General features: G+C 29.4%; 27 protein-coding genes. 18 read left to right on the top strand and 9 right to left on the bottom strand.

Features of this window, described 5'->3' with window-relative positions:
* Window positions 1–38: 38 nt before the first annotated feature.
* The 8 genes from AAC008_RS05425 to AAC008_RS05390 all read right to left on the bottom strand — a co-directional run bounded on the left by AAC008_RS05425 (window position 39) and on the right by AAC008_RS05390 (window position 6,331).
* On the bottom strand, window positions 39–911 hold the full coding sequence (locus AAC008_RS05425) for an HlyD family efflux transporter periplasmic adaptor subunit (RefSeq protein WP_339887905.1): 873 nt from the start codon (window positions 909–911) through the stop codon (window positions 39–41).
* 36 nt (window positions 912–947) lie between these two features.
* Window positions 948–2,195, bottom strand: coding sequence for a TolC family protein (locus AAC008_RS05420; protein WP_339887904.1), 1,248 nt, complete (start codon window positions 2,193–2,195; stop codon window positions 948–950).
* A 1-nt stretch (window position 2,196) separates the two neighbouring features.
* Window positions 2,197–2,814: a TetR/AcrR family transcriptional regulator gene (locus AAC008_RS05415; protein WP_339887903.1), complete on the bottom strand. Its 618-nt coding sequence runs from the start codon at window positions 2,812–2,814 to the stop codon at window positions 2,197–2,199.
* A gap of 79 nt (window positions 2,815–2,893) precedes the next feature.
* Entirely contained in the window at window positions 2,894–3,097 is a 204-nt protein-coding gene (locus AAC008_RS05410) for a hypothetical protein (RefSeq protein ID WP_339887902.1), read from the bottom strand.
* Between the two features lie 68 nt (window positions 3,098–3,165).
* Complete coding sequence (locus tag AAC008_RS05405; RefSeq protein ID WP_339887901.1) at window positions 3,166–4,770, bottom strand: hypothetical protein; 1,605 nt, start codon at window positions 4,768–4,770, stop codon at window positions 3,166–3,168.
* A 54-nt stretch (window positions 4,771–4,824) separates the two neighbouring features.
* A complete protein-coding gene (locus AAC008_RS05400; protein ID WP_339887900.1) occupies window positions 4,825–5,139 on the bottom strand; it encodes a hypothetical protein in 315 nt (104 codons plus the stop codon).
* 14 nt (window positions 5,140–5,153) lie between these two features.
* Window positions 5,154–5,348 (bottom strand): DUF6132 family protein, encoded by a 195-nt coding sequence (locus AAC008_RS05395; RefSeq protein WP_339887899.1) that lies wholly within the window; start codon window positions 5,346–5,348, stop codon window positions 5,154–5,156.
* Entirely contained in the window at window positions 5,348–6,331 is a 984-nt protein-coding gene (locus AAC008_RS05390; RefSeq protein WP_339887898.1) for a DUF3365 domain-containing protein, read from the bottom strand. The genes AAC008_RS05395 and AAC008_RS05390 overlap by 1 nt, the downstream gene beginning before the upstream one ends.
* A gap of 132 nt (window positions 6,332–6,463) precedes the next feature.
* Between AAC008_RS05390 and AAC008_RS05385 the strand changes: the two genes are divergently transcribed.
* The 3 genes from AAC008_RS05385 (at window position 6,464) to AAC008_RS05375 (ending at window position 8,917) form a co-directional block, all read left to right on the top strand.
* The gene (locus tag AAC008_RS05385; protein ID WP_339887896.1) at window positions 6,464–7,060 is read left to right on the top strand and encodes a Crp/Fnr family transcriptional regulator; all 597 of its coding nucleotides are present in this window, start codon (window positions 6,464–6,466) and stop codon (window positions 7,058–7,060) included.
* 1 nt (window position 7,061) lies between these two features.
* Entirely contained in the window at window positions 7,062–8,273 is a 1,212-nt protein-coding gene (locus AAC008_RS05380) for a hypothetical protein (RefSeq protein WP_339887894.1), read from the top strand.
* Window positions 8,274–8,359: 86 nt separating this feature from the next.
* Window positions 8,360–8,917: a fasciclin domain-containing protein gene (locus tag AAC008_RS05375; protein WP_339887893.1), complete on the top strand. Its 558-nt coding sequence runs from the start codon at window positions 8,360–8,362 to the stop codon at window positions 8,915–8,917.
* Window positions 8,918–8,991: 74 nt separating this feature from the next.
* On the opposite strand, the gene AAC008_RS05370 is transcribed toward AAC008_RS05375, so the two are convergent.
* Entirely contained in the window at window positions 8,992–9,426 is a 435-nt protein-coding gene (locus tag AAC008_RS05370; protein WP_339887892.1) for an Rrf2 family transcriptional regulator, read from the bottom strand.
* Window positions 9,427–9,590: 164 nt separating this feature from the next.
* Between AAC008_RS05370 and AAC008_RS05365 the strand changes: the two genes are divergently transcribed.
* The 15 genes from AAC008_RS05365 to glp all read left to right on the top strand — a co-directional run bounded on the left by AAC008_RS05365 (window position 9,591) and on the right by glp (window position 24,448).
* Window positions 9,591–10,046, top strand: a complete 456-nt coding sequence (locus AAC008_RS05365) for a cytochrome c (protein WP_339887890.1) — start codon at window positions 9,591–9,593, stop codon at window positions 10,044–10,046.
* 3 nt (window positions 10,047–10,049) lie between these two features.
* Window positions 10,050–11,381: a cbb3-type cytochrome c oxidase subunit I gene (locus AAC008_RS05360; RefSeq protein WP_339887889.1), complete on the top strand. Its 1,332-nt coding sequence runs from the start codon at window positions 10,050–10,052 to the stop codon at window positions 11,379–11,381.
* 15 nt (window positions 11,382–11,396) lie between these two features.
* A complete protein-coding gene (nirK, locus tag AAC008_RS05355; RefSeq protein WP_339887888.1) occupies window positions 11,397–12,836 on the top strand; it encodes a copper-containing nitrite reductase in 1,440 nt (479 codons plus the stop codon).
* An 81-nt stretch (window positions 12,837–12,917) separates the two neighbouring features.
* Window positions 12,918–13,760: a formylglycine-generating enzyme family protein gene (locus AAC008_RS05350; RefSeq protein ID WP_339887887.1), complete on the top strand. Its 843-nt coding sequence runs from the start codon at window positions 12,918–12,920 to the stop codon at window positions 13,758–13,760.
* Window positions 13,757–14,341 (top strand): SCO family protein, encoded by a 585-nt coding sequence (locus tag AAC008_RS05345; protein ID WP_339887886.1) that lies wholly within the window; start codon window positions 13,757–13,759, stop codon window positions 14,339–14,341. Before AAC008_RS05350 ends, AAC008_RS05345 begins: the two co-directional genes overlap by 4 nt.
* 22 nt (window positions 14,342–14,363) lie before the next feature.
* Complete coding sequence (locus AAC008_RS05340; protein ID WP_339887885.1) at window positions 14,364–15,143, top strand: CbbQ/NirQ/NorQ/GpvN family protein; 780 nt, start codon at window positions 14,364–14,366, stop codon at window positions 15,141–15,143.
* Entirely contained in the window at window positions 15,143–16,891 is a 1,749-nt protein-coding gene (locus AAC008_RS05335) for a VWA domain-containing protein (protein WP_339887883.1), read from the top strand. Before AAC008_RS05340 ends, AAC008_RS05335 begins: the two co-directional genes overlap by 1 nt.
* Before the next feature lie 2 nt (window positions 16,892–16,893).
* Window positions 16,894–17,469: a cytochrome c oxidase subunit 3 gene (locus AAC008_RS05330; protein ID WP_339887882.1), complete on the top strand. Its 576-nt coding sequence runs from the start codon at window positions 16,894–16,896 to the stop codon at window positions 17,467–17,469.
* Between the two features lie 2 nt (window positions 17,470–17,471).
* On the top strand, window positions 17,472–17,711 hold the full coding sequence (locus AAC008_RS05325) for a cytochrome C oxidase subunit IV family protein (protein WP_339887880.1): 240 nt from the start codon (window positions 17,472–17,474) through the stop codon (window positions 17,709–17,711).
* Between the two features lie 78 nt (window positions 17,712–17,789).
* Window positions 17,790–18,227, top strand: a complete 438-nt coding sequence (locus AAC008_RS05320; protein WP_339887879.1) for an OsmC family protein — start codon at window positions 17,790–17,792, stop codon at window positions 18,225–18,227.
* A gap of 8 nt (window positions 18,228–18,235) precedes the next feature.
* Window positions 18,236–18,676, top strand: coding sequence for a cytochrome c (locus AAC008_RS05315; protein ID WP_339887877.1), 441 nt, complete (start codon window positions 18,236–18,238; stop codon window positions 18,674–18,676).
* A complete protein-coding gene (locus AAC008_RS05310; protein ID WP_339887876.1) occupies window positions 18,663–19,997 on the top strand; it encodes a cbb3-type cytochrome c oxidase subunit I in 1,335 nt (444 codons plus the stop codon). Before AAC008_RS05315 ends, AAC008_RS05310 begins: the two co-directional genes overlap by 14 nt.
* A 10-nt stretch (window positions 19,998–20,007) precedes the next feature.
* Entirely contained in the window at window positions 20,008–21,831 is a 1,824-nt protein-coding gene (locus AAC008_RS05305; RefSeq protein ID WP_339887875.1) for a hypothetical protein, read from the top strand.
* A 48-nt stretch (window positions 21,832–21,879) separates the two neighbouring features.
* Complete coding sequence (locus tag AAC008_RS05300; protein WP_339887873.1) at window positions 21,880–23,163, top strand: alginate export family protein; 1,284 nt, start codon at window positions 21,880–21,882, stop codon at window positions 23,161–23,163.
* A 118-nt stretch (window positions 23,164–23,281) separates the two neighbouring features.
* Complete coding sequence (gene glp / locus AAC008_RS05295; protein WP_339887871.1) at window positions 23,282–24,448, top strand: gephyrin-like molybdotransferase Glp; 1,167 nt, start codon at window positions 23,282–23,284, stop codon at window positions 24,446–24,448.
* Window positions 24,449–24,459 lie beyond the last annotated feature (11 nt).

The following is a 24,459-nucleotide window of genomic DNA, read 5'->3' as shown; positions in this document are numbered from 1 at the left end:
TTTGAATTTGATTTTTGAATTTGATTTTTGCTATTGCATTACAATTTAACCTCTGCTGGCATTCCAATTTTCAAACTGCCATCATTCTTAACGATAACTTTTACAGCATACACCAAATTGACTCTTTCCTCTTTGGTTTGAATGATTTTTGGTGTGAATTCTGCTGATGATGAAATCCAAGATATTTTTCCTTTGTAGGGTTTTGTTCCATCATTATCATCAATAGTTACGTTAACCTTTTGTCCAACTTTTATGGAAGCCAATTGAGTTTCGCTAAAATAAACACGTAATGTCATTTCAGATAAATCAGCAATTTTGTATAATGGTTTTCCAAAAGCTGTAATTTCATTTGGTTCTGCATATTTGGCCAAAACAGTTCCTTTAACAGGATTGATTATTTTTGATTTTTTTAGTTGGTCGTTAATTTTTTCGATTTGAACATCAATCGATTTTACTTCGTTTATTATTGGTGCGTTTTGTGTTTCTACACTATTTATTTGTTGTTGTAACACTTTTACTTTTCCAGTAATTTCATCAACTTGGCGTTTGGTTGAAGCGTTTTCATTAAACATTGTTGCAATTCTGTTTTGTTCAATTTTAGCTGTTTTTAATTGTTCTTGCACTACATTTCGTTGGGATAAAACATTAGCTGATTTGGAATAAATCGTAGTTTTTGAAGCCATTAATTGTTGTTTATTCAAATACAACTGAACCGTATCAATCTGACCAATTACTACATCTTTTTCGAGTTGCATTCCTTCATCAAGATTTAAAAATTCTATTTTTCCGTTGCTTTCTGCCGAAATGGTGACTTCTGTTGCTTCGAAATTTCCGTAAGCATCTGCTTCATTTTCGCTTTTTTTACAAGAAAATAGGGTTAATGCAATTAATAGTGTTACTATATTTTTCATTTGTATATTTTTTATTTTTCGCCTTTTGACTTTCAACTATTTTAATCCTTTACTAGTTTGATAATTTATTTTAGCTAATTCGAGTTGTGTTTGGTGTACTTTCTGATTGGTTTTAGCATCAAAAAGATTATTTAATTCCGTTACATACTCTGATGAAGTAATTACACCATTTCGCAATTGAGAATCAGAAGATTGTACTACTTTTTCACGCAATTGAATTATCTGTACATCAGTTTTAATTATAGTTTCCATTTTAGAAATTTCTAATTGCAACTCATTTAATTGCATTTGATTATTGGTTTCAAAGGTTTCTTTTTCGGTTGAAACTAGCTCTTTAGCTATGTCTAAAGCTTGTTTATCCGTTTTAGATTTGTTCCAATCAAACACATTCCAATTTAATTTTAAACCAACTACATAAAAACTTTGAAAAGAATTATCAAGCATATTTAAACCTGGATTTCCATAACCTGCTTGACCAAAAGCGTTTAGTTTTGGTAAATTTGATTTTGAAATTACATCTTTAGAAGCTTCTATTTGAGCCTGTTGTAATTCGAAAAATTGTACTTCAGGACGAGTTCCTTTATTTTCAAGATTTGTGATTGGTTTTTCTAAAATTGTAGTTGTCTCAAATGAAGTTGCTGTTAAACTAGATAAATTTCGAAGTTCTTTAATTCGTTGAAAACTATTTTCGGTCAAAGCCTGTTCTAATTTTAACAATTCGGCTTCTAAAACTTGTTCTGAAGCGGGCAAAATAGCTCCATTTTTTACTCCCGATTTTACTTCTTTTATTTTTGAATTAATAGTGTTTTGTTTTGCTACCAATAATTCTCTTTGGTCTTGAAAAAGCAAAATCATCATATATGAATAGTTAATTCTTGCTTTGAGCTGATACAAATTAATGGCAACTTGTTGTTGTAATGTTTGCGTTTGTGCTTCCTTTAATTTGGCATTTGCCTCAATCATTCCACCATTATAAATTAGTTGATTGACATCTAAAGTGGCTTTATATTGATCTTTATTTATAGGTTGAACTCCAGGCAAAGACGTTGGCAAACCAATAACATCTGATTGATAAGTTGCTTGAGCATTAATATCTATTTTGGGTAATTTTGCCTTGTTTAAAGCATCTATTTCTAATGTTGATTTTTCCTTTATCAAATTAGTTTGTTTGGCCAAAGGATAGTTTTTTTCTACCAAATCATAACATTCGTTCAACGTTATTTTTTGTTGTGTAAATGCTGGGATTGTAAATAATACTATTAAAATATAAATAAATCGTTCCATTTTAATGACGTTTTATTGAATTGATAATAAAATTGGCAACTTCTGTTTTACGGCAATCAACAAATTCTTGAAAAGCTTTGTCATCTTTATCAGCAAAGGCTTTTATTAATGGCTTTCCTAAAAAAGGAAATATGTTAAGTGCTATAATATTGACAAATAATTGATCTGCTTCTATAGGGTTCAAAATTCCTTGACTAACCTCACTCTCTACTTTTGTTTTAAATTTTTCAAGGTTAGGAAAACCTGTATTTTCTTTTAATTTTAGAATAAAATCTTCTTTTCTATTAAGCTCTTGAATGATGAAATTTGGTAAATAAGGATGTTTCATCATAAAAGAAACATAGTTAAAAGTAAAGTTCTTTATCTTCTCTTCAATGGAAGAATCATCATTTAAAACAGCATTTAATTGTGGTGCTAATAGTAAAAAAGCGGATTTAAAAACAGCTTCAAAAAGGATTTCTTTACTTCTATAATAATAATGTAACATTGCTTTATTAATACCTGCTTCATCTGCAATTTCTTGCATTCTAGCACCATCCATTCCTTTAGCTTGAAATACTGTTTTAGCAGCATCTAATATTTGTTGTTCTGTTGTTTCTTTATTTTGTGTTTTTTTCATTTCAACTAATTAGTTTAACCATTTGGTTAACAAAGATACAAAAAAAAGCATCTCAATTAAGAGATGCTTTAAATTATTATTAATCTTCTTTTTTAGCTTCAGCTTTTTTAGAAGAACAACAAGATGCTTTTGCTTCAGTTCCACATGCTTTTTTGTCTTCTGTTGCGCATGCTGCTTTTTCAGTTTTCTTAGCTTCTTTCTTTTTTTGTTTTGGTGTTTGAGCGTTAGCATCTACAGAAAACATAAATGCAACTACTGCTAATAATGTTACTAATTTTTTCATTTTGTATATTTTAAATTATTTTTAATCGTTTAAGTGACAAATATATAAATATTTGTTTAACTTTTTTATTACTTGTATTTTTTTATGATTTTTTTTGAATTATAAAATTTATGATCGAAAATAAATGTCAAAATAACTACGTTTGTTTTAGCATCTTTTAAACTAAAATCCATTTGGTTATTTCCTATTTTCAAATCTTCTATAGTTCCTTCTGATAAAATTTTACCATCTAAACTAGACATCATATATTCTAATTCAGCTGAATATGGAATTGACAAATCAACTTTAATAGTATCGTTTTCGGCAGGATTTGGATAAACTGTAAATGAAAATGGATTACTTCCATCAATTTCATCAACGCTTAATGTTGGATTGTATACTAATTTTACTTCATAAACTGTTGGATCAGCACTTGATAAACTAGGTTGATTACTCGTAAATGGTGATGTTGAACTACTTTGAATTCCTCCAAAAAGATGACCAATTACAAATTCTGTTGCTGTTATGTCAGAAAGCTTAATTACTTCATTAATATAATGAGGCAAATTTTCATTCGGGATAAATTCTGCTCCAGCACCTTTTAAATTAGGCATTTCAACAGGTAATTTATATTCTGTCAAAGATCCATCAGAAACACGAGTCGTTCTACTTATTGTTTTTACAAAAGGAACAGTATCATCTTGAATTAAAGTACCATTATTATAATAATATTGACTCATACCACCAAAAAATAAATTGTGCATATTGTTATTAGTTGCATCGTATAAACAAGCTTTTCCTGAATGATAATTGCTCAAATATTGATTAAAACTCGTTTGAGGAAAATACCCACTTGACTTAATATCAACTGGATATAAAAATGGTAAATCTGCATTAATTTGAAAAACACCTGAAGCAATAGTATAACCTAATTCGCCATTTGGAAAAACTTGTGGCAATAAATTATAATCTCTTCTATGCAAATGAACAGCATCTGTAATAGTCGAATAATTACTAATAGACAATTGTGTTCCTGAATTATCAATTTCGAATTTTCTTATTGAATTTGAATAGGTTTGTGTAAAAGTTGCCATATTCATAGGATTATAACGACCATCAAATCGATGGCCTCCAATTAAATAAAATTCATTTCCAATTTTACCTAAATATCCTCCAGTAATAGCAAAATTTGTATTCGTAATTTGCTTAAAATAACTTGTAATACTAGTGCTAGATGTAATTGCAGTAATCAAACCTGATACATCAATTGACGTTAATTTATCGTGCGTAATATGATCATTTGCTGAAGTTGCAAAAGAATAACCGCCAATTATATACAAAGCATTTCCGTCTTGAAAGAAATTCATATTTGTGGATTGCAATTGCTCTTTTATACCTATTGCCAATGAATTTACAGATGCAGACCAAGTTTGTTGTGTAGCAATATCAACTACATAAATATCCGTATTATTTTCACTCCCTGGAAAAGCGTTAAAAGGCTGACGAGCATGAATTCCGTCTTTTCTTCCTCCTATAATCAACCACTTCCCATTGTGTTGTCCAAATGCGTATGAATGTAAACCTGGTAAACCTGAAACAGTCACAGGTGTTAAAACTACATCATAGGGAAAATTGTTTTGTCCTTGAATTAGTTGTGTTAAAACCAAGACAAGAAAAAATATAAACTTTTTCATTTTATTATATGTTAAGTTAACTGCAATTTATGCAGCATTAAATTTAAGTCGTTATTACAACAAAAATTTTGGAGGATGCCAAATGGAAGTTTGGTAAATTGAAATAAAATAAGCTTCATAAAACGAAGTTTCTTTTTTTAAATCAAAATATGTAATTATAGTTTTAAGTGAATAATGTATTTCATTAATCACTTGCACTGGACTGAAATTTAAACTCATTACAAACTTACCGTTTTTACATTCTTTTTCTTCAGAATTATTGTACGATTGTTCACAATTACTTCCAAGCTGAAGTTTAATAGCACGCACAGACGGCAATGCAGTTAAAGCAACTAAGTAGATTAAAAGTATGTAAACTTTAAATTTCATTTGGCAAATATATATTATTTTTTAGGTGTTTTTACAAATATATTAAATAACAATCCACTCATTAAACCACCATACAAAGTACTATTCAATGGTTTTGAGGTAATTGCACAAGTCCCTGAAACACAACCTATAAAATAATAATAAGCATAGCCTGCAATTAAACCAATAACCATACCTATTCCTGTAATTATATATCCTTTTTTGGTCATTATTTTTTCTTATCAAAAGTTATACTCCAAATTCCTCTTACTTCATTTTCGTCATAACCAATTGCTAAATCTTTTGGGTATAAAACATTTATTTTCTTTAGTACTTCTGGTTTAATCTTTTCAGGTTTTCCGTGACATTGTAAACACATTGTATTTGTTGGAATTGGATAATAAAACTGGACTTTTTCACCTTTATCAATTACAACTGGTTTTGGTTCTTCTTTAACTGCTAATGTTTTTTTGAATTGTTCAATATAAACTAATTCTTCTGCATTTGCCTTATTATTTGGATTTCTATTTTTGTCGGAAACTCTTTTAATTGAAGCATTATATTTAACTGACATACTATCGGTTAAAGGCATCGCTTGAATATTACAAAAGGATAAAGCTTCTAATGTTCCTTTCTTTTTAATAGTTTCCATTAAGTTTTGACCTAACAATTTTTTGGTTGAAAGTGCATATTCTAACCCAATTTCTTCATAGGTTTTTTCTTTTTCAACTACTATTACTTTTTTTCCTGGTTGTGTCCAATTGTCGTTTCCATGACCTTGCCAATGTGCTTTAAACCAAGTTGGCTCTTCTATTTGATAATCAAACATAAAATCAGCTATTTGAGCTACAGCATTATCAGGGAAAACTTGTTTTGGCATTACTCCAAAATTTTTAACAGCTCCATGCATTTTAGTCATATCTTCTGTTGGATTTTCTACAAAACTTGAAATTGCTTTTACAAAATCTATTTTTACATCATAATCCATTAAATATCTTGATTTTACCGCAATCATCGGTGGAGCAATTCTGCCTTCACCTTCTTTTGCGCTTGGACTGTGACATAAATAGCAATGGGTTTCCATCAGTTTTTTTCCGTTATGAACAATTGTATCTAATTTAATAGAGTTGTTTTCTAAAGGTTTGTATTCTTCTTTTTTTTTGTTACAAGAAAAAATGAAAACAGAAATCAATAGTAAGAGTAGCTTTTTCATAGGTATAATAATTAATACAAATTTACATACTTCATTGATTATTAATTGTAACGATTGTTACAAATATGATAATTATCATTTTTTAATTCTTTAAATTTATCAAAATTTGTGTCTTGTAAAATTAAGTGTATTATGCAAATCGATTTAGACTTGTTATTTACTTGGGGAGCTGTTGCAAAAAAATATCAAAAAGGTGATACTGTTTTTTATGAAGATGACTTAGCTTTATTCTATTATCAAGTTGTTGAAGGAAGTGTGAAAATGTTTTGTACAAATGAAGATGGAAAAGAATTTACACAAGGTGTTTTTAATAAAGGTAAAAGTTTTGGTGAACCACCTTTGTTTATTGATCAAGTCTACCCTTCTTCCTGTTTAGCAAATGAAGAAAGTGTCATTATAAAGATTTCTAAAGAAAAATTTTTAACGATTATTAGTGAGTATCCTGAAATTAATAAAAGTTTTTTGCAGCTATTGGCTTTAAGGGCTTACAGTAAAGTAATAACTAGCAAAAATATTATTAACCAAAAACCTGAATTTAGAATTGTTGCTTTCTTGATGGACTTTAAGAAAAAAAATGAGATTTCAGTAAACACAAAAATTCAAATTCCATATACAAGACAAGAAATTGCTGATTTTACAGGATTGCGTGTTGAAACAGTTATTAGAACTTTAACTGAAATGAAAAAAAATAAAAAAGTGGAAATCACAAATCATAAATTATTCTTTTAAAATGAAATTATCTATTTCAAATTGGGTTAAAATCTCATTATTCAATTTATTACTTGTTGCTACGTTAGGCCTTTTAATGCGCTATAAAATAGCATTTGAATTTCCATATTTAAATCAAAAAAACATACAACACTCACATTCGCATTTTGCATTTGCAGGTTGGGTTTCGCAAACATTAATTGTTTTAATGGTTCATTTTTTATCTAAACAAAAAGTTGTCGTAAATTTAGAAAAATACAAAAAAGTATTCATTGCTAATTTAGTTTGCGCCTACATAATGTTGTTTAGCTTTATCATTCAAGGATATGGCTTAATTTCGATATTATTTTCTACTTTATCGATTTTTGTTTCCTTTTGGTTTGCTGTTTTGTATTATAAAGATTTAAAGCTCATTCCAAAAGATAATTTATCGAAAAACTGGTTTAAAGCAGCCTTATTTTTTAATGTAATTTCTTCCATTGGAACTTTTGCATTGGCCTACATGATGGCAACTAAAAATATTACTCAAGATCTCTATTTGTCATCTATATATTTTTATTTGCATTTTCAATATAACGGCTGGTTTTGGTTTGCTTGTGTTGGCTTATTTGTTAGCCAATTAATTCCAAATTTAAATATTGAAAAGGCAAACAAAACTATTTTTAATTGGTTTTTTATCAGTTGTATTCCAGCGTATTTATTATCAATTTTATGGTTTAAATTACCAATATGGGTTTATATAATTGCCATTATTAGTGCTGTTCTTCAAATAGTCGCATGGTATGTTTTTATAAAAAAAATTATTCCTTCATTTATTAAAAATTATTCATTAGCTCCTTTTTATAAATGGATTTACATAAGTATAATTGCCTGTGTTTCTATAAAATTTATATTGCAATTGGCTTCAACCGTACCTTTAATAGGTAAATTAGCGTTTGGATTTAGACCTATTGTAATCGCCTATTTACACTTGGTTTTACTGGCTATTATCTCATCTTTTTTATTGGTTTATTTATTTACAAATCAATTAGTCGTTCAGAACAATGCTATCAAAAAAGCATTAGCTCTTTTTATAATAGGCATATTTTTAAATGAAATTGTTTTAGGAGTTCAGGGAATTGCTTCTTTTAGTTATACATTAATTCCTTATGCAAACGAAATGCTTTTTGGAGTAGCAATACTATTATTTTTTGGTATATTTAGAATGGCATTTTTGAACTTGAAAAAAAGTTAAAAAAAACATCTTTTTTATGATTTAACTCATAAAATAATTTATAGTAATGACGGTACTTTGTAGTATAAAATAAAAGTACAACCATTATGAAAAAAACAATCTCATTTTTAGTCCTTACATCTTTACTTTTTTTAGGAAGTTGTAAAGAAAACGCTGAAGCTCCACAAGAAGCCGCTACTTCAGAAAGTAGTGTCGATTTAAGTGTTGGACAAGAAGGTGTTATAGACGATGCTTCTAATCCAAACATTGTACAAGTTGCGTCAGGAAGTAAAGATCACACAACATTAGTAGCTGCTGTTAAAGCTGCTGGACTTGTAACTTCATTAAGTAATGCAGGACCTTTTACTGTTTTTGCTCCAACAAATGCTGCTTTTGACAAATTACCTGCTGGAACCGTTGAAGGTTTATTAAAACCAGAGAAAAAAGGTGATTTAGAAAACATCTTAGGGTTCCATACCTATGTAGGAAATCTAAAAACTGAATACATGCAAGATGGTCAAGAATATGACATGGTTTATGGAGGAAAAGTAAAAATCACTAAACAAGGAGAAAAAACTTTTGTAAATGGTTCTGAAATACTAGCAACAATTCCAACTGCAAACGGAATAATTCACGTAATTGGAGATGTTTTATTACCAAAATAAAAGATAATTATTAATTCAAAATTGTTCATCTTTTTTTAAGAAAAAGCATAGATTGTCGTAAGTCTATGCTTTTTTTAATATTTTAAAAAAAAACTTCCTGATTTTAGATTTAAAGCTAACTTTTCTAATGTTGTGTTTTCGAGCATAGATTTTAATTCTGCTTTAATAACTTTAAACTCATTATGAACTGGGCAAGGATGAGTATCAGAACAGTTTTCTAAACCAAGACCACAACCTAAAAAGACACTATTCCCATCAATAGCTTCTATAATTTGCATTAAATTAATCGATTTTAGGTTTTTTTGAAAAATTTCAAAACCTCCATTAACACCTTTTGTAGAATTTATTATTTTATTTTTTGATAAAATTTGTAAAATTTTAGCAGTAAAAGCTAATGGGGAATCTATGGCAATTGCTATTTCTTTTAAACCAACCCTTCTGTTTTCACAACATTTACTAGCAATAAAAATTGTTGCTCTAATTCCATATTCACAACTTTTTGAAAACATTTTTTTTTTCAAAATTAATAATTTTATCTAATAAAAGATAATTTTATCTTTTATTTAACTTATATGATTTTTATCATGTTTTAATTGTTAAAAAAAATGGAATTTTGTATTTAATAAAGGATAATTTTATCTTTTATTGATTTACTAACTAAAATCTAAAACCTATGCTTTCAAAATCACAAGCAAGAGCGTTTTTTCTAGGCGGTACTGTAGTCACCTTTTTAATATTTATCGGTCTGACTATTTATTCATTTATGCCTAGTAACGACCAAACCAACTTCAAAGACATTGATAAAAATGTTGTGAGAGGTAAAGAAATATGGGAATCCAACAACTGTATGGGTTGCCATAGTATTATGGGAGAAGGAGGATATTATGCTCCAGAATTAACAAAAGTTATTGAGCGAAGAGGAGAAGGTTATATAAAAGCCGTCCTAATGTCACCAGCACCTTGGGCTCCAAAAGGAAGAAAAATGGTGGCCTATAAGATGAGTCAAGAAGACGCAGATGCAATGGTAGCTTATTTCAAATGGATTGGAAAAATAGACCTAAATGGATTTGACAGAATAGTATCTCCCTTAGCTAAAGACAAATTAAAAGATCAACAAAAAATACAATAAAAGATGAAATATAAATCACAAAAAGTAGCCTATTGGTTTTTTGCATTGTGCATGCTATTATTCACATTACAAATTATTTATGGCTTTATAATGGGCTTTGACCGAATTGGAATACAAGGTTTACATGAAATCATTCCATTTAATACTGCTAGAGCAGTTCACACAAACTTACTTGTTGTTTGGTTATTAACCGGATTCATGGGTGCCGCATATTATATAATTCCCGAAGAAGCACAGCGCGAATTAATTAGCGTTAAATGGGCTTATATCCAATTGATTTCTCTTGCCTTAGTAGGTGTCGTAGCAATTATTGGATTCCATTTTAACCATTGGGAAGGAAGAAAATTTTTAGAAATACCAAGAGAATTAGATTACTTGGTGGTCGTTAACGTTTTGGTTTTCTTAGTCCTAATTTTAGGAACTCTTTTTAAAGGAAAACGTAAAACTACAACTGCTTTAGTATTAACTATGGGATTAGTATTTGCAGCTTTATTATATATTCCTGGAATGATTTGGTTTGATAGTCAAGTTATGGATTCATTCTTTAGATGGTGGGTAGTTCATTTATGGGTTGAAGGTGTTTGGGAATTAATTATGGGTGGTATTTTATCTTATTTATTAATTAAACTTACCGGAGTTGACAGAGAAGTTATTGAAAAATGGTTATATGTAATTATTGGATTAACGTTCTTATCTGGAGTTTTAGGCACAGGTCACCACTATTATTACATTGGTGTAAATAAAATTTGGTTAGTCGTTGGTGGAATATTCTCAGCTTTAGAACCTCTAGCTTTCTTAGCAATGGCATTATTTGCTGTAAACATGTATCGAAAAGGTGAAAAAAGTCACCCAAATAAAATAGCTTTGTTTTGGACCATTGGATCTGCTATTGTTTCTTTCGTTGGAGCTGGATTATTAGGCTTTGCACATACTTTACCACAAACAAACCTATACACTCACGGAACTTTAGTTACTGCAATGCACGGTCATTATGCATTCTGGGGAGCTTATGCGATGATTGTGTTAGCAATGATAAGTTATGCACTCCCAAATTTAACAGGGCGTAAACGTCATAACAGTACTACTGGACATATGGCTTTTTGGATTTCTAACATTGGAATACTTGGAATGACTGTTGCCTTTGGTGTAGCTGGAGTAGCGCAAGTTTACATGGAAAGAAAATTAAAAATGGACTTTATGGATGTGCAAAATGAAATCGCAATCCATTTCGTAGTTTTACTTATCTGTGCAACTATGTTCTCTGTAGGTATTGGAATGTATATTTATGAATTTATCAAATACGGGACACCAACAGACGAAGCTTTAGAATCTTAATTAAAACCAATAAAAATGAAAAAACTAAAATTAGCATTAGCAGTTATTGCAATTGCATTATTTGTGAATTGTAAATCAAACAATGAGGAATCAATCGATGCGTCAAAAATAAAAACTGAAGGTGAAGCAATAATTGCTGAATTAACTTCGCCTCCATTTGTACCAAAACCTGTTGGAGATAGACCCGCAAAAAAATTAATTGTTAATCTAGAAATCATAGAGCAAGAAGGTGAAATGGCCGATGGTGTAAAATACATGTATTGGACATTTGGAGGAACCGTTCCAGGAAGTTTTATAAGAACAAGAGTTGGTGATGAAATAGAATTTCACTTAAAAAATCATCCAGATAATAAATTACCTCACAACATTGATTTACATGCCGTAACAGGTCCTGGAGGTGGTGCAGAAGCTTCATTTGTTGCTCCTGGTCACGAAGTTACATTCTCTTTTAAAGTATTAAACCCAGGATTATTTGTTTACCATTGTGCTACTGCTCCTGTTGGAATGCACATAGCAAATGGTATGTATGGTTTAATATTAGTTGAACCAGAAGGGGGTCTTCCTAAAGTAGATAAAGAATATTATATTATGCAAGGAGATTTCTACACAAAAGGTTCTTATGGTGAAAAAGGATTACAACCTTTTGATATGGCAAAAGCAATTAAAGAAGAACCAGATTACGTAGTATTTAATGGAAAAACTGGAGCTATAACGGGAGACAAATCTTTATCAGCAAAAGTAGGTGAAACTGTTCGCTTATTTGTTGGTAATGGTGGCCCAAATTTAGTTTCTTCATTCCACGTTATTGGTGAAATATTCGATAAAGTACATGTAGAAGGTGGTTCATTAATTAACAAAAATGTACAAACTACATTAATCCCATCTGGTGGAGCTGCAATTGTAGATTTTAAAGTAGATGTTCCAGGAAATTTAGTTATTGTAGATCACTCTATTTTTAGAACATTTAACAAAGGTAGTTTAGGTATTTTATCTGTTACTGGTGAAGAAAACAAAACTTTATATTCTGGAAATCAATCCGATAAAGTTTATTCTCCAGAAGGTGGAACAATTCAAACTATGCCAGGTAACAAATCAGCTTCTCCTAAAAAAGCAGTAACGCTTGCCGAAAGAATTGCTGATGGAAAATCAATTTACTCAACAACATGTTACGCTTGTCACCAACCAGCCGGAGAAGGTATACCAAATGCCTTTCCTCCTCTTGCTAAATCAGATTATTTAAATGCTGATGTAAATAGAGCAATAGACATCGTTATTCATGGTAAAACAGGTGAAATGATAGTTAATGGTAAAAAATATAATAGTGTAATGACTGCACAAACATTAACTGATGAAGAAATTGCAAACGTTTTAACTTACGTATATGACTCATGGGGTAACAGTAAAAAAGAGGTTACTAAAGAAATGGTTGAAAAAGTTAGAAAAGAAAAAAAATAGTTAATTAGTTAAATAACCATGGTAGTCTTCTACTATTACTATCATGGTTATTTTTTAATAAAAACTAAAACACCCAAAAAAATGTATAGAATATATTTTCTATTAATCGCAACACTTATTGTTTCCTGTAAAAACCATGAAGAACTAATTGATTCTGAAATTAGTCCTATTTCAAATGTAATCATAACAAAAGAAGCCGATAGTTCTTTTAATGTTACAACTGAAATGGCTCTAGTTAAAGGAGGTAGTTATGTGCCTTTATATGGAAAAAATCAAGAAAAAGTAATTGTAAACGATTTATATATGGACGAATATCCTGTTACAAATGCTGAATATTTAGATTTTGTTAAAAAAAATGAAAAGTGGCAAAAATCAAAAGTTAAAAAAATATTTGCTGATGGAAACTATTTAGTTAAATGGCAAAACGATACCATTTTAAGTACTGATGCAAAACCAAATAGTCCTATAACAAATGTTTCCTGGTTTGCTGCAAATGCTTATTGTGATTGCCAAGGAAAAAGATTAGCAACAGTTGATGAATGGGAATATGTAGGTATGTCAGACGAAAAAATTGCTGATGCCCGAAAATTAGAAACTTATAATCAAATGATTTTAGATTGGTACGAAAAACCAAAAACATACCAAAATAAAATTGGTCAAACATTTAAAAACTACTATGGAATTCATGATTTGCATGGTTTAGTTTGGGAATGGACTTCCGACTTCAATTCGGTTTTAATTACTGGTGAATCTAGAGGTGATTCGGCAGAAAACAACAACTTATTTTGTGGAAGTGGTTCTTTAAACGCAACCGATTTAATGAACTATGCTGCTTTTATCAGATATGCTTTTAGAGGAAGTGTTAAAGCTAATTATTCTGTTCAAAATTTAGGATTTAGATGTGTAAAAGATATTGAAAAATGAAAATAAAAATTATACTATTAGCAATTGCAAGTTTACTTCTATTTGGATGTAAACAAGGAAAAAAAGAACTAAAAAATACAGCAATATCAGAAGAATCAATCTTCAATTTATCCAGCAAATGGAAAACCCAAGACAATAAAACTGTTGAAATAAAAGACTTTAGAGGAAAGGTTTCAGTAATGGTCATGATTTATACAACTTGCAAAGCAGCTTGTCCAAGATTAGTAGCTGATATGCGTGATATTGAATCTAAAATTCCTAAAGAAGATTTAAAAGATTTAAACTTCATTTTAGTGAGTATTGATCCCGAAACTGATACACCAGAACGTCTAAAAATATTCGCAAAAGATAATTTTATGGATGATGCTCATTGGACTTTCTTACAAGGAACACCAACGACTGTTCAAGAATTTGCTAATGTTTTAGCTGTAAAATATAAAAAAATATCTCCTTTAGATTTTTCACATTCAAATATCATAAGTGTGTTTAACAGAGAAGGAGAATTAATCCATCAACAAGAAGGATTAGGCGTAAATAATAAAGAAACTATTGATATAATTATTGAAACCGTTAAAAAATAATTATATCAAAAAAAAACATCAAATGAACACAAATATCCCATTTTATCATCCAATAGACAAAGAAGTTGAAGTTTTTGAAAATGTATACCAAAACAAAATCCCTTTTTTATTAAAAGGTCCAACTGGTACAGGAAAATCGAGATTTGTCGAATACATGGCACATAAATTAGACAAAAAATTAATTACAATAAGTTGCCACGAAGAAACTTCATCAACCGATTTAATTGGACGATTTATCATCAAAGGAGCAGAAACTGTTTGGATTGACGGACCTTTAACAAAAGCAGTTAAAGAAGGTTCAATTTTATATTTAGATGAAATAGCAGAAGCACGCCCAGATGTTATTGTTGCCATTCACTCCTTGACCGATCACAGAAGAGAAATTTATATTGATAAATTAGGAGAAACCATAAAAGCTCACGAAGATTTTATGCTTGTTGCATCCTTTAATCCAGGATACCAAAGAGGCTTTAAAGAATTGAAACCTTCAACAAAACAACGTTTCACAGCATTATCATTTACTTATCCAGAAGCTGCTCAAGAAATTGAAATCCTTATTCAAGAAACAAATGTAGATGCAGATATAGCTAAAAAATTAGTGAAAATTGGAAACAAAATTAGAAATCTTACAGAATTAGGTTTAGCAGAAACTGTTTCAACTCGATTATTAGTTGATGCTGCAAAATTAATTCACACGAATTTACCAAAAAGATTAGCCGTAAAAGTAGCAGTAATTGAACCGTTAACAGACGATTTAGAAATAACAGAAGCCTTAACCGACTTATGTAATTTAATGATTTAATGGAACTTGACGAAATAATATATAGCAAGGTTTTACAATTTTTTAAAAAAAACAAAAAGGTTGATATTGATTTGGTTAACCGAACCGTTCATTTAGAAGAAATAAAACCGCGTTTAACTATTTTAGCAAGAGCTATAACTGGTGATGTAATCGAAATTTTTCCTGCAGAAAGTGAAGGTGGTTATAAAAACAACAACTTTTTTCTTCCTATTTCTTTTGGTCAATTTAATACTTTTGAAGCCAATCTTTCATTCTACTTTTTCAGGATTTTATATTTAACGGAACAAAGAAAAATGGAGTTTAATTGGAATGGAGTTCAAGAAGATAATTTGAATCTTTCTCAACTAAAAGCCTTAGAATCTGCTCCTGAAGTGGTGAGGAATTTATGCGAAGAATTTCCATTAATGATAGATTTACATCAAGAATTTTATACTTTTTTTGATGCTCAAGAAGTAAAAGATTTTACATGGCTTTACGGAAAATGGATGCAAAATAGTACAGAAATTGAAGGTGATAAAAACTTGAATAATTTTTCTGATTTAACTAAAAAAGCAACAGACGAAAAAGAACAAACCGTTTTAAAAGCAAATCCAGTTGAAGAAATAAAAAGTCTTGCCATAGATAAAAAACAACAAGAAGATTATGTCTTATTACACAGTTTTGAAAAAGTAGAAACGGCTGAAGAATTCAATGGAAATTGGAGGGATTTTGATGGTTCTGATGAATTAGAAAAACACCAAGAAGCTTTAGAAGAATTGAATATGAAATTCACAGTTCGTGTCGATGATACTACTCATTCTGTTTATCAAGCTGATTTTATTGAAAACACAACCATTTCAGAAAGTGCCGAAAGAGATGAAAAAGGCTATCATATAAAATACAACGAATGGGATTATTCAAAAAAAGCTTATAAAGATTCTTTTTGCAAGGTCTACCCTATTTCGCAAGTAAAAACAGATTCAGAGTATTACTTAAAAACAATTTCGCAAAAAGCATCAATTTTAAATGGTTTACGAAAAATGTTGGCCAACGTAAACAATAAAATGCAACAACATCGAAGACAATCACAAGGTGATGAATTTGATATTGATGCTACAACAGACATGATTACCGATGTTTTATCCAAAAAAACACCTTCTGAAAACATTTATCTTTCCAAGCGAAAAAAGGAAAAAGACATTTCAATTTTATTGCTTTTAGACATCAGTTTATCAAGCGATTCTTATGCTGCTGGAAACAAAATTATTGATGTAGAAAAACAAGTTTCAATATTATTTGGAGAAATATTAAATGAATTTGATATAGATTTTTCTATTAATTGCTTTTTCTCCAAAACAAGAAATTACTCTACTTATTTAACCCTAAAAGATTTTGATGAAGATTGGCAAAAAGCTAAATATAAAATTGGTGCTGCAGAACCACAAGGTTATACACGAATTGGAGCAGCCTTGCGTCATTCTGGAGCTTTGCTAGAAAAAAGAGAGTCCAAAAATAAATGGGTTATTTTTCTTTCTGACGGAAAACCAAATGATTATGACAAATACGAAGGTAAATACGGAATTAACGATGTAAAACAAGCTTTAAAAGAACTAAAGAAAAACCAAATTAACACCTATGCTTTAGCCATTGAAGCTCAAGCAAAATATTATTTACCGCTTATGTTTGGTCAAAATCATTATCAAATATTAACTCATCCAGACGATTTATTAAAATCAATGGTGAAATTATACGAGAAAATAAAACATTAAAAATGAATAAAACTGCTATAAATTATAAAGACATTTTTTATCCACCAGGAGGAATTTTAATGTGGATTATTATATTTTTAGAACTGATTACATTTGGAATGGCTTTAGTAGCTTTCGTTTATTACGGTGCAGAAGAAGCCGAAGTTTTTCATCAATCTAAATTACTACTAAACCCAACAATTGGTGCAATTAATACTATATTTTTGTTAACCAGCGGACTTTTCGTAGCAAACGCAATACATTTTTACAAAGAAGGAAACACTAAAAAAACGACCTTATTTTTCAAACTAGCCATGCTTGGTGGTTTACTATTTCTGTTATTAAAAAGCTTTGAATATTATACCAAAATTACACACGGAATTACATTAGACACCAATACATTTTTCTCTTTTTATTGGATGTTAACCGGTTTCCATATCATTCATGTGCTTATTGGTTTGGTTTTATTATTCATTACCGAAAGAAATATTAGCAAAAACAAAGCAGCATTAGAAGATGTAGAAGCAACAGCAGCATTTTGGCACATGTGTGATATTATTTGGTTACTGCTTTTTCCTGTAATTTATTTAATTTTTTAGCCATGAAAAAACAATTAACTCTCATATATGGAATAGTTTTATTGCTAACTGTTGCCACCGCTATTTTGTCAAAATTTAGTATTCATAAAATCGCAGTTGTTTCCATATTAGTCCTTTCTGGAATAAAATTTTTATTGGTGGCTTTTCACTTTATGGAATTAAAAAAAGCAAATGTGTTTTGGAAAGCAACTTTAAGCATCTTTTTAGTGCTTTTAATTGGAATTATAGCACTAATAATTTAACTCTTATATGACTTAAATCATATATAAAACAGATAGTTATTCTTTCTTTTGTTGTTTTAATTAAATAATACAACGATAATGGAAAAGCATGTTTATAATTTAAGTTTAAAGTGGGAGAAAGACAGAAAAGGAATTATGTCTTCTCCAGAATTACCAACGGCAATTGAAGTTGCAACTCCACCAGAATTTGACAAAGGAATCCCTAATATTTGGTCACCAGAACATTTTTTTACTGGTGCTGTTTTAAGTTGCTTTATGACTACTTTTTTAGCTATTGCTGAATTTTCAAAATTTGAATTTGTTGATTTTAAATGTGATGCTCAAGGTATTTTAGAAAAAATTGAAGGCAAATATTTAATGACTAAAATTATTCTTTCAGCTGATTTAACTATTGATGATTTAGAAAAAACAGAAAAAGCACAACGCATTTTAGAAAAGTCTGAAGCTGCTTGTTTAATTTCAAATTCTATTAAAAGTGAAGTTGAATTAAAAACAACAATTAATATAGAAAATTAGGGCTCACAATGCAAAATTATTCAAGATACCTTATTGTTCTTTCTGTGTTAGTTGGATTATTTTCTATTTATAATTTTATAATTTATACTTCCGAATCAGCCTATAAAAAGATTCATTTATCTGATAAAGCAATAAAAGGAGAAGATATTTGGTTAAAAAACAATTGCAATTCCTGCCATCAAATTTATGGTTTAGGTGGTTATCTTGGTCCAGATGTAACTAATGTTTTTTCAAAAGAAGGAAAAGGTGAAAAATACATCAAAACTATTGTAAATAGTGGTATAAATTCGATGCCAAACTTCAATTTTTCAGAAGAAGAAAAAGATCAACTAGTTCAATTTTTTAAAGAAATTGATCAAACAGGTTATTATCCAGATGTAAATGCTACAATTAGCAATGATGGTTGGGTTACTATAAAAAATAAGTCTTTAGAAAATGAAAAAAAATAAATATCCTTTTTATTTTATAATTATAGCCTTAATTTCATTGTTTTTAGGTATGAATTTTGGCTTACTAGCAGGTTTTCAATATATTGTACCTGCTTTTATAAAAGAAGTACTTCCTTTTAATGCTGTTCGACCTTTACATACTTTATTCGTAGTTTCTTGGATTTTATTAGCAGCAATTGGAGGAATTTATTATTATATCACAACTAATTCATCTGTAAAAATATTTAATTACAAACTCATAAAATGGCATTTTTGGTTATTCATTTTAACTGGAATAGGAATTGCGCTTTCTTATTTGTCTAAAAATTTTGCAGGAAAAGAATACCTAGAATTTCCAAGTTATTTTTATTTTCCAATAGTTTTAGGTTGGATTTTATTTGGCATAAATTATTTTAAATCAATGCTTCCTTCTTTCAAAAATTGGCCTGTGTATTATTATATGTGGTCAACCGGAATTGTATTGATGATTTTTCATTTTACCGAAGCACATTTATGGTTATTACCTTATTTTAGAGATAATTACATTCAAAATATTGCCATTCAGTGGAAATCTGGTGGTTCTTATGTGGGTTCTTGGAACATGTTGGTTTACGGAACTGCCCTTTTTGTAATGGAAAAAATTAGTGGCGAAAGTAGTTACGCAACTTCTAAAAAAGCATTCTTTTTTTACTTTTTAGGTTTAACCAATTTAATGTTTGGTTGGGCTCATCATATTTATATGGTTCCAACAGCTTCTTGGATTCGATATTTTGCTTACGTAATTAGTATGACTGAATGGATTATCTTATTTTCAATTATATATGATTGGAAAAAAAATCTATCACAAGAGAAAAAAATACAATTTTCTATAGCCTATAAATTCATGATTTTAGCTGATTTATGGGTTTTTCTGAATATTATTTTGGCTTTATTAATTTCAATTCCGGCCATCAATCTATTCACACACGGAACTCATATTACAGTAGCACATTCAATGGGAACAACTATTGGAATTAACACTTTAATTCTATTTTCATCAATAACTTATATTTTTAATACGAAGTTTTCATTTTCAGAAAACACTGTCAAAAAACTAAAAAAAGGCATCCAACTTTTTCATATTTCATTCATTCTATTTTGGATAACATTATTAATAATGGGATTAAAAAAAAGTATTTGGCTCTTTAATAATTCAACAGAAACGTTTAGCAAATTTCAAGAATCACAACATATTTTACACATTACTTTTGTGTTTTTTGGAATTGGAATTATCACAGGTTTAGGTATAATTATTTATCAATTAATTAAAACCTTTCAACAAAATCAAACTAAAAATATTTAAAACAATATATATGTCTAACAAAAAAAACAATCACACTTTTCATATTCCAGTTATGGGATTGGCTTTCACTATTGATAGTCCAATTCGTGTAGCTCAATATGGAATTTCATCAACAGTTTCAATTACTGATGATGATTTAATCGAAAAAATGAGGGCTTTTTATAGCGAAAAATTCAGTATTCCTTATCAAGAAATTACTCAAAAAATTAGTGATTATCGTGCTGAAAGAATTACCCATTATTTAAATTTAATGGATACTATCGTAAATGATAAATTCGAAAAGTTTAAACATGAAATTACTGAAAGTAAAACCGCTTTAGAGAACTACATGGCTCTTTTGCCAAACAAATCTGATTTGAAAAAAGGCTTGCAAGAGTTTGTAGAAGAAGGCTTTTCAATGAAAGATAATCTAGTGAATTTTATTGAGAAAAACATTTCAGTTGGTGAAATTGATGTCAATATTATGACAAAAGTAGATAAAGACAACTTTATTGGTGATGAACAATTACCTGTTGAATTTAACGATGCTCACGCGGCTTTGAGAGGTTTTGCAAATAGTAATCTAAATTCTTCTGTGGTTTTATCTGCCGGAATGAACCCAAGATTATACAGCTATTTTGAAAGTTTTCTTGATTTCTTTCCAGATGAAAATGGCTTTCTTCGTAAAAAAATAATACTGAAAGTCAGCGATTATCGTTCAGCTTTAATTCAAGGGAATTTTTTAGCCAAAAAAGGACTTTGGGTTTCTGAATATAGAATAGAATCAGGTTTAAATTGTGGTGGTCACGCTTTTGCAACTGAAGGCTTTTTAATGGGGCCAATTTTACAAGATTTCAAAGAAAAACGCAACGAATTACTTCAATCAACGCATGATTTAATGATGAAAGCTTTGACGATAAAAGAAATGACATTGCCTAAAAACATTTTACCTATCAAAATCACAGCTCAAGGTGGAGTTGGAACAGCCGAAGAACATGCCTTTTTATTAGAAGAATTTGATTTAGATTCTGTTGGTTGGGGTTCTCCTTTTCTTTTGGTTCCTGAAGCTACTTCTGTTGATATTGAAACACGAGAATTATTGGCTAACGCTAAAGAAGATGATTTCTATTTGAGTAATATTTCTCCTCTTGGTGTTCCATTTAATTCGGTAAAAGGTGTTTCAAACGATTTTTGGAAACAAAAAAGAATTGATGATAATAAAGCCGGAAGTTCATGTCCAAAAAAGTTTTTAGCTTTAAGTAAAGCTTATGATAAAAAAGGAACTTGCACGGCTTCAAAAAAATACCAAGATTTAGAAATAGAAAAATTAGAAGCTAAAAAAGAGGAAATTTCTTCATTAGAATTTGAATTAAATTATGCTAAAATTACCGAAAAAGCTTGTCTTTGTGTTGGTTTAGCAAATGCTTCTTATTTAGAGAATAATATTCCTATAAAAGGGCAACAACAAGGAATTGTTATTTGTCCTGGTCCAAATTTAGCTTATTTTGATAAAGAAGTTTCTTTAAAAGAAATGACGCAACATATTTATGGAAATGCGAATGTAATGCTTCAAACAGATAGACCAAATTTATTTATAAAAGAGCTAAAAATGTATGTGGATTATTTTATTAAAGAAGTAAACATTCTTACAACAGAAAGCACAAATGCACAATTAAAAAAAGTAGCTGCATTTAAAAACAACATGATTGAAGGAATTGAATATTATAAAAATGTATTTTCAAACACACCTTTTTTTAGTCTTGAAAAAAATATCCTTTTAAAAGAACTTGAAAACTATAAAAATCAATTACTAATAAATGTAAAAAGTACTGATAAATATCATCTTATAGCTTAATTCTATGTCTTAAATTTGCCTAAGAAATAAAAATCAAACACTTTATTTATGAAAACAAGTTATATAAAAAAGATTGCCTTACCAATATTTGCGATACTTGGAATGAGTTCTTTTGCACAAGAAATTGATGCTGATTTGCAAATTAGACCTCGTTATGAATACAGAAATGGATTTAAGGGATTAATGCCAGATAATGAATTACCAACATCATTTATTTCGCAAAGATCAAGATTAAACTTAAATTTTAAGGAAGATAAAATAGCTGCAAAATTTTCATTTCAAAACGTGAGAACTTGGGGAGATGTTAAAACGACTTCAACTAGTGATAAAAATGGTGTAATGCTTTTTGAAGCTTGGGGACAATATAGTTTCGATGAAAATTGGAGCGCTCGTTTAGGAAGACAGGTTATATCTTATGATAATCAAAGGATTTTTGGAGGAATAGATTGGATTCAACAAGGACAAAGTCACGATGCTATTTTAGTATCGTATAAAAAATTAAATAATCAACTAGATTTTGGAGCAGCATTAAACGATGATTCTGAAAACATTTATAGAGATTTATATACTACTAATTATAAAAACATGCAATATGCTTGGTACAATACAAGATATGGTGATGCACACATGAGTCTATTGGCATTAAATACTGGTTTTCAATATGAAGAAGCTATAACAACTGATTTAAAAGTAGATTATATGCAGACTTTTGGAACGTATTTAAAATACAAAAAAAATAAATTCGATGCCGATTTAAGTTTTTATGCTCAAACTGGAAAAGGAAAATTAGTTACTGAAAACACAACTGTTAGCGCTTATAATTTTGGATTAAATCTAAACTATGCTCTAACCGATAAATTTAAAGCAGGTTTTGGATATGAATTATTATCCGGAAAAGATCAAACAGATACTGATAATAAAATAAAATCATTCAATCCTATTTTTGGAACAAATCATGCTTTCAATGGGTTTATGGATTATTTTTATGTTGGAAATTACAAAAACACAGTGGGTTTACAAGATCTTTTCGTGAAGTTTAATTATGCTTCAAATAAATGGAAATTTAATGCAACTCCACACTTGTTTATGACAGCAGCAGATGTAATTGACCCATTAAATGCAACAAAAATTATGGATAGTTATTTAGGTACTGAAATAGACTTAGTCGCTTCATATGATTTACATAAAAACATTGGAATTTCGGCAGGATATTCACAAATGTTTGGAACAGAAACTCTAGAAGTTTTGAAAGCAGGAAACAAAGGAAATGATAATAACTGGGCTTGGATTATGATTAGTATAAACCCAAAAATATTCACTTCTTCAAAATAGTTAATTAGTTTATTGGTAGAAAAAGGTCGTGTCAATTATTAGACATGACCTTTTTTGTTTTAATCTTTTATAATTTTACTCCATTTTATCTTAAATTTGATTTTAAAACCCATTTTACATGATATCCGTTAAAGAAGCAATTTCAATTATAAACAATAATATCCCAAAATCTAAAGAAATTCAACTTTCTTTATTAGATGCTCAAAAACATATTCTTGCTCAAGATGTAATTTCAGCTATAAACATGCCTCCTTTTAGACAATCTGCCATGGATGGTTATGCATTACATATGCACGAAAGTTTGTCCTATAAATTAATAGGCGAAATTAAAGCAGGAGATTCTCATAAAATGAGTTTGATGCCTGGTGAAGCTATTAAGATATTTACTGGTGCAGCAGTTCCAGATTCGACAAATGCTGTCATGCAGATTGAAAAAACTTCTGTCACAAATGAAATTTTAACTTTAAACGAAACCATAAATTTAAATACAAATATTAGACCCATCGGTGAACAAATAAAAGCCAATACAATTGCTCTTTCAAAAGGGACTAAGTTAAATGCTGCTGCAATTGGCTTTCTTGCGGGTTTAGGAATCACTTCTGTCACAGTTTATAAAAACCCGAGTGTCGGAATTTTAGTAACCGGAAATGAATTAGTAAAACCAGGAAACGAATTAGAATATGGTAAAATTTACGAAAGTAATTCCATAATGTTGCAAGCTGCTTTACTTGACTCAGGTATCAAAAAATGCAATCTTTACGAAGTAAACGACGATTTTCTAAACACCAAAAATAGTATTGAAAAAGCACTCAAAGAAAATGATATTTTATTGATTTCTGGAGGAATTTCTGTTGGTGATTACGATTTTGTTAAAGGAGCTTTAGAAGAATTACAGGTTGAAACTTTATTTTACAAAGTCAATCAAAAACCAGGAAAACCCTTATTAGTTGGAAAAATTGAAGAAAAATTAGTCTTTGCTCTTCCAGGAAATCCTGCCGCAAGTTTAAGCTGTTATTATATTTATGTAAAACCTGTTTTGAAAAAAATAGCTGGTGAATTAGACGAAAATTCTTCTACTAAAAAAGAAATAAAACATGATTTTACAGTAAATAACACACGAAGTCAATTTTTGAAAGCTGCTTTTTTAGATAATAAAGTTTCAGTTTTATCACATCAACAATCTTCTATGCTAAACACTTTTGCCCTTGCAAATTGCTTACTTCATCTTCCCGAAGGAAACTACGAATTAAAAAAAGGTTCAAAAGTTGACATTTATCATATATAAAGAAGGTTCAA

It is taken from the genome of uncultured Flavobacterium sp., assembly GCF_963975515.1.
Lineage (GTDB): Bacteria > Bacteroidota > Bacteroidia > Flavobacteriales > Flavobacteriaceae > Flavobacterium.
The sequence above is the reverse complement of the archived record's forward strand: the minus strand, read 5'-3'. Positions and strand labels throughout refer to the sequence as shown.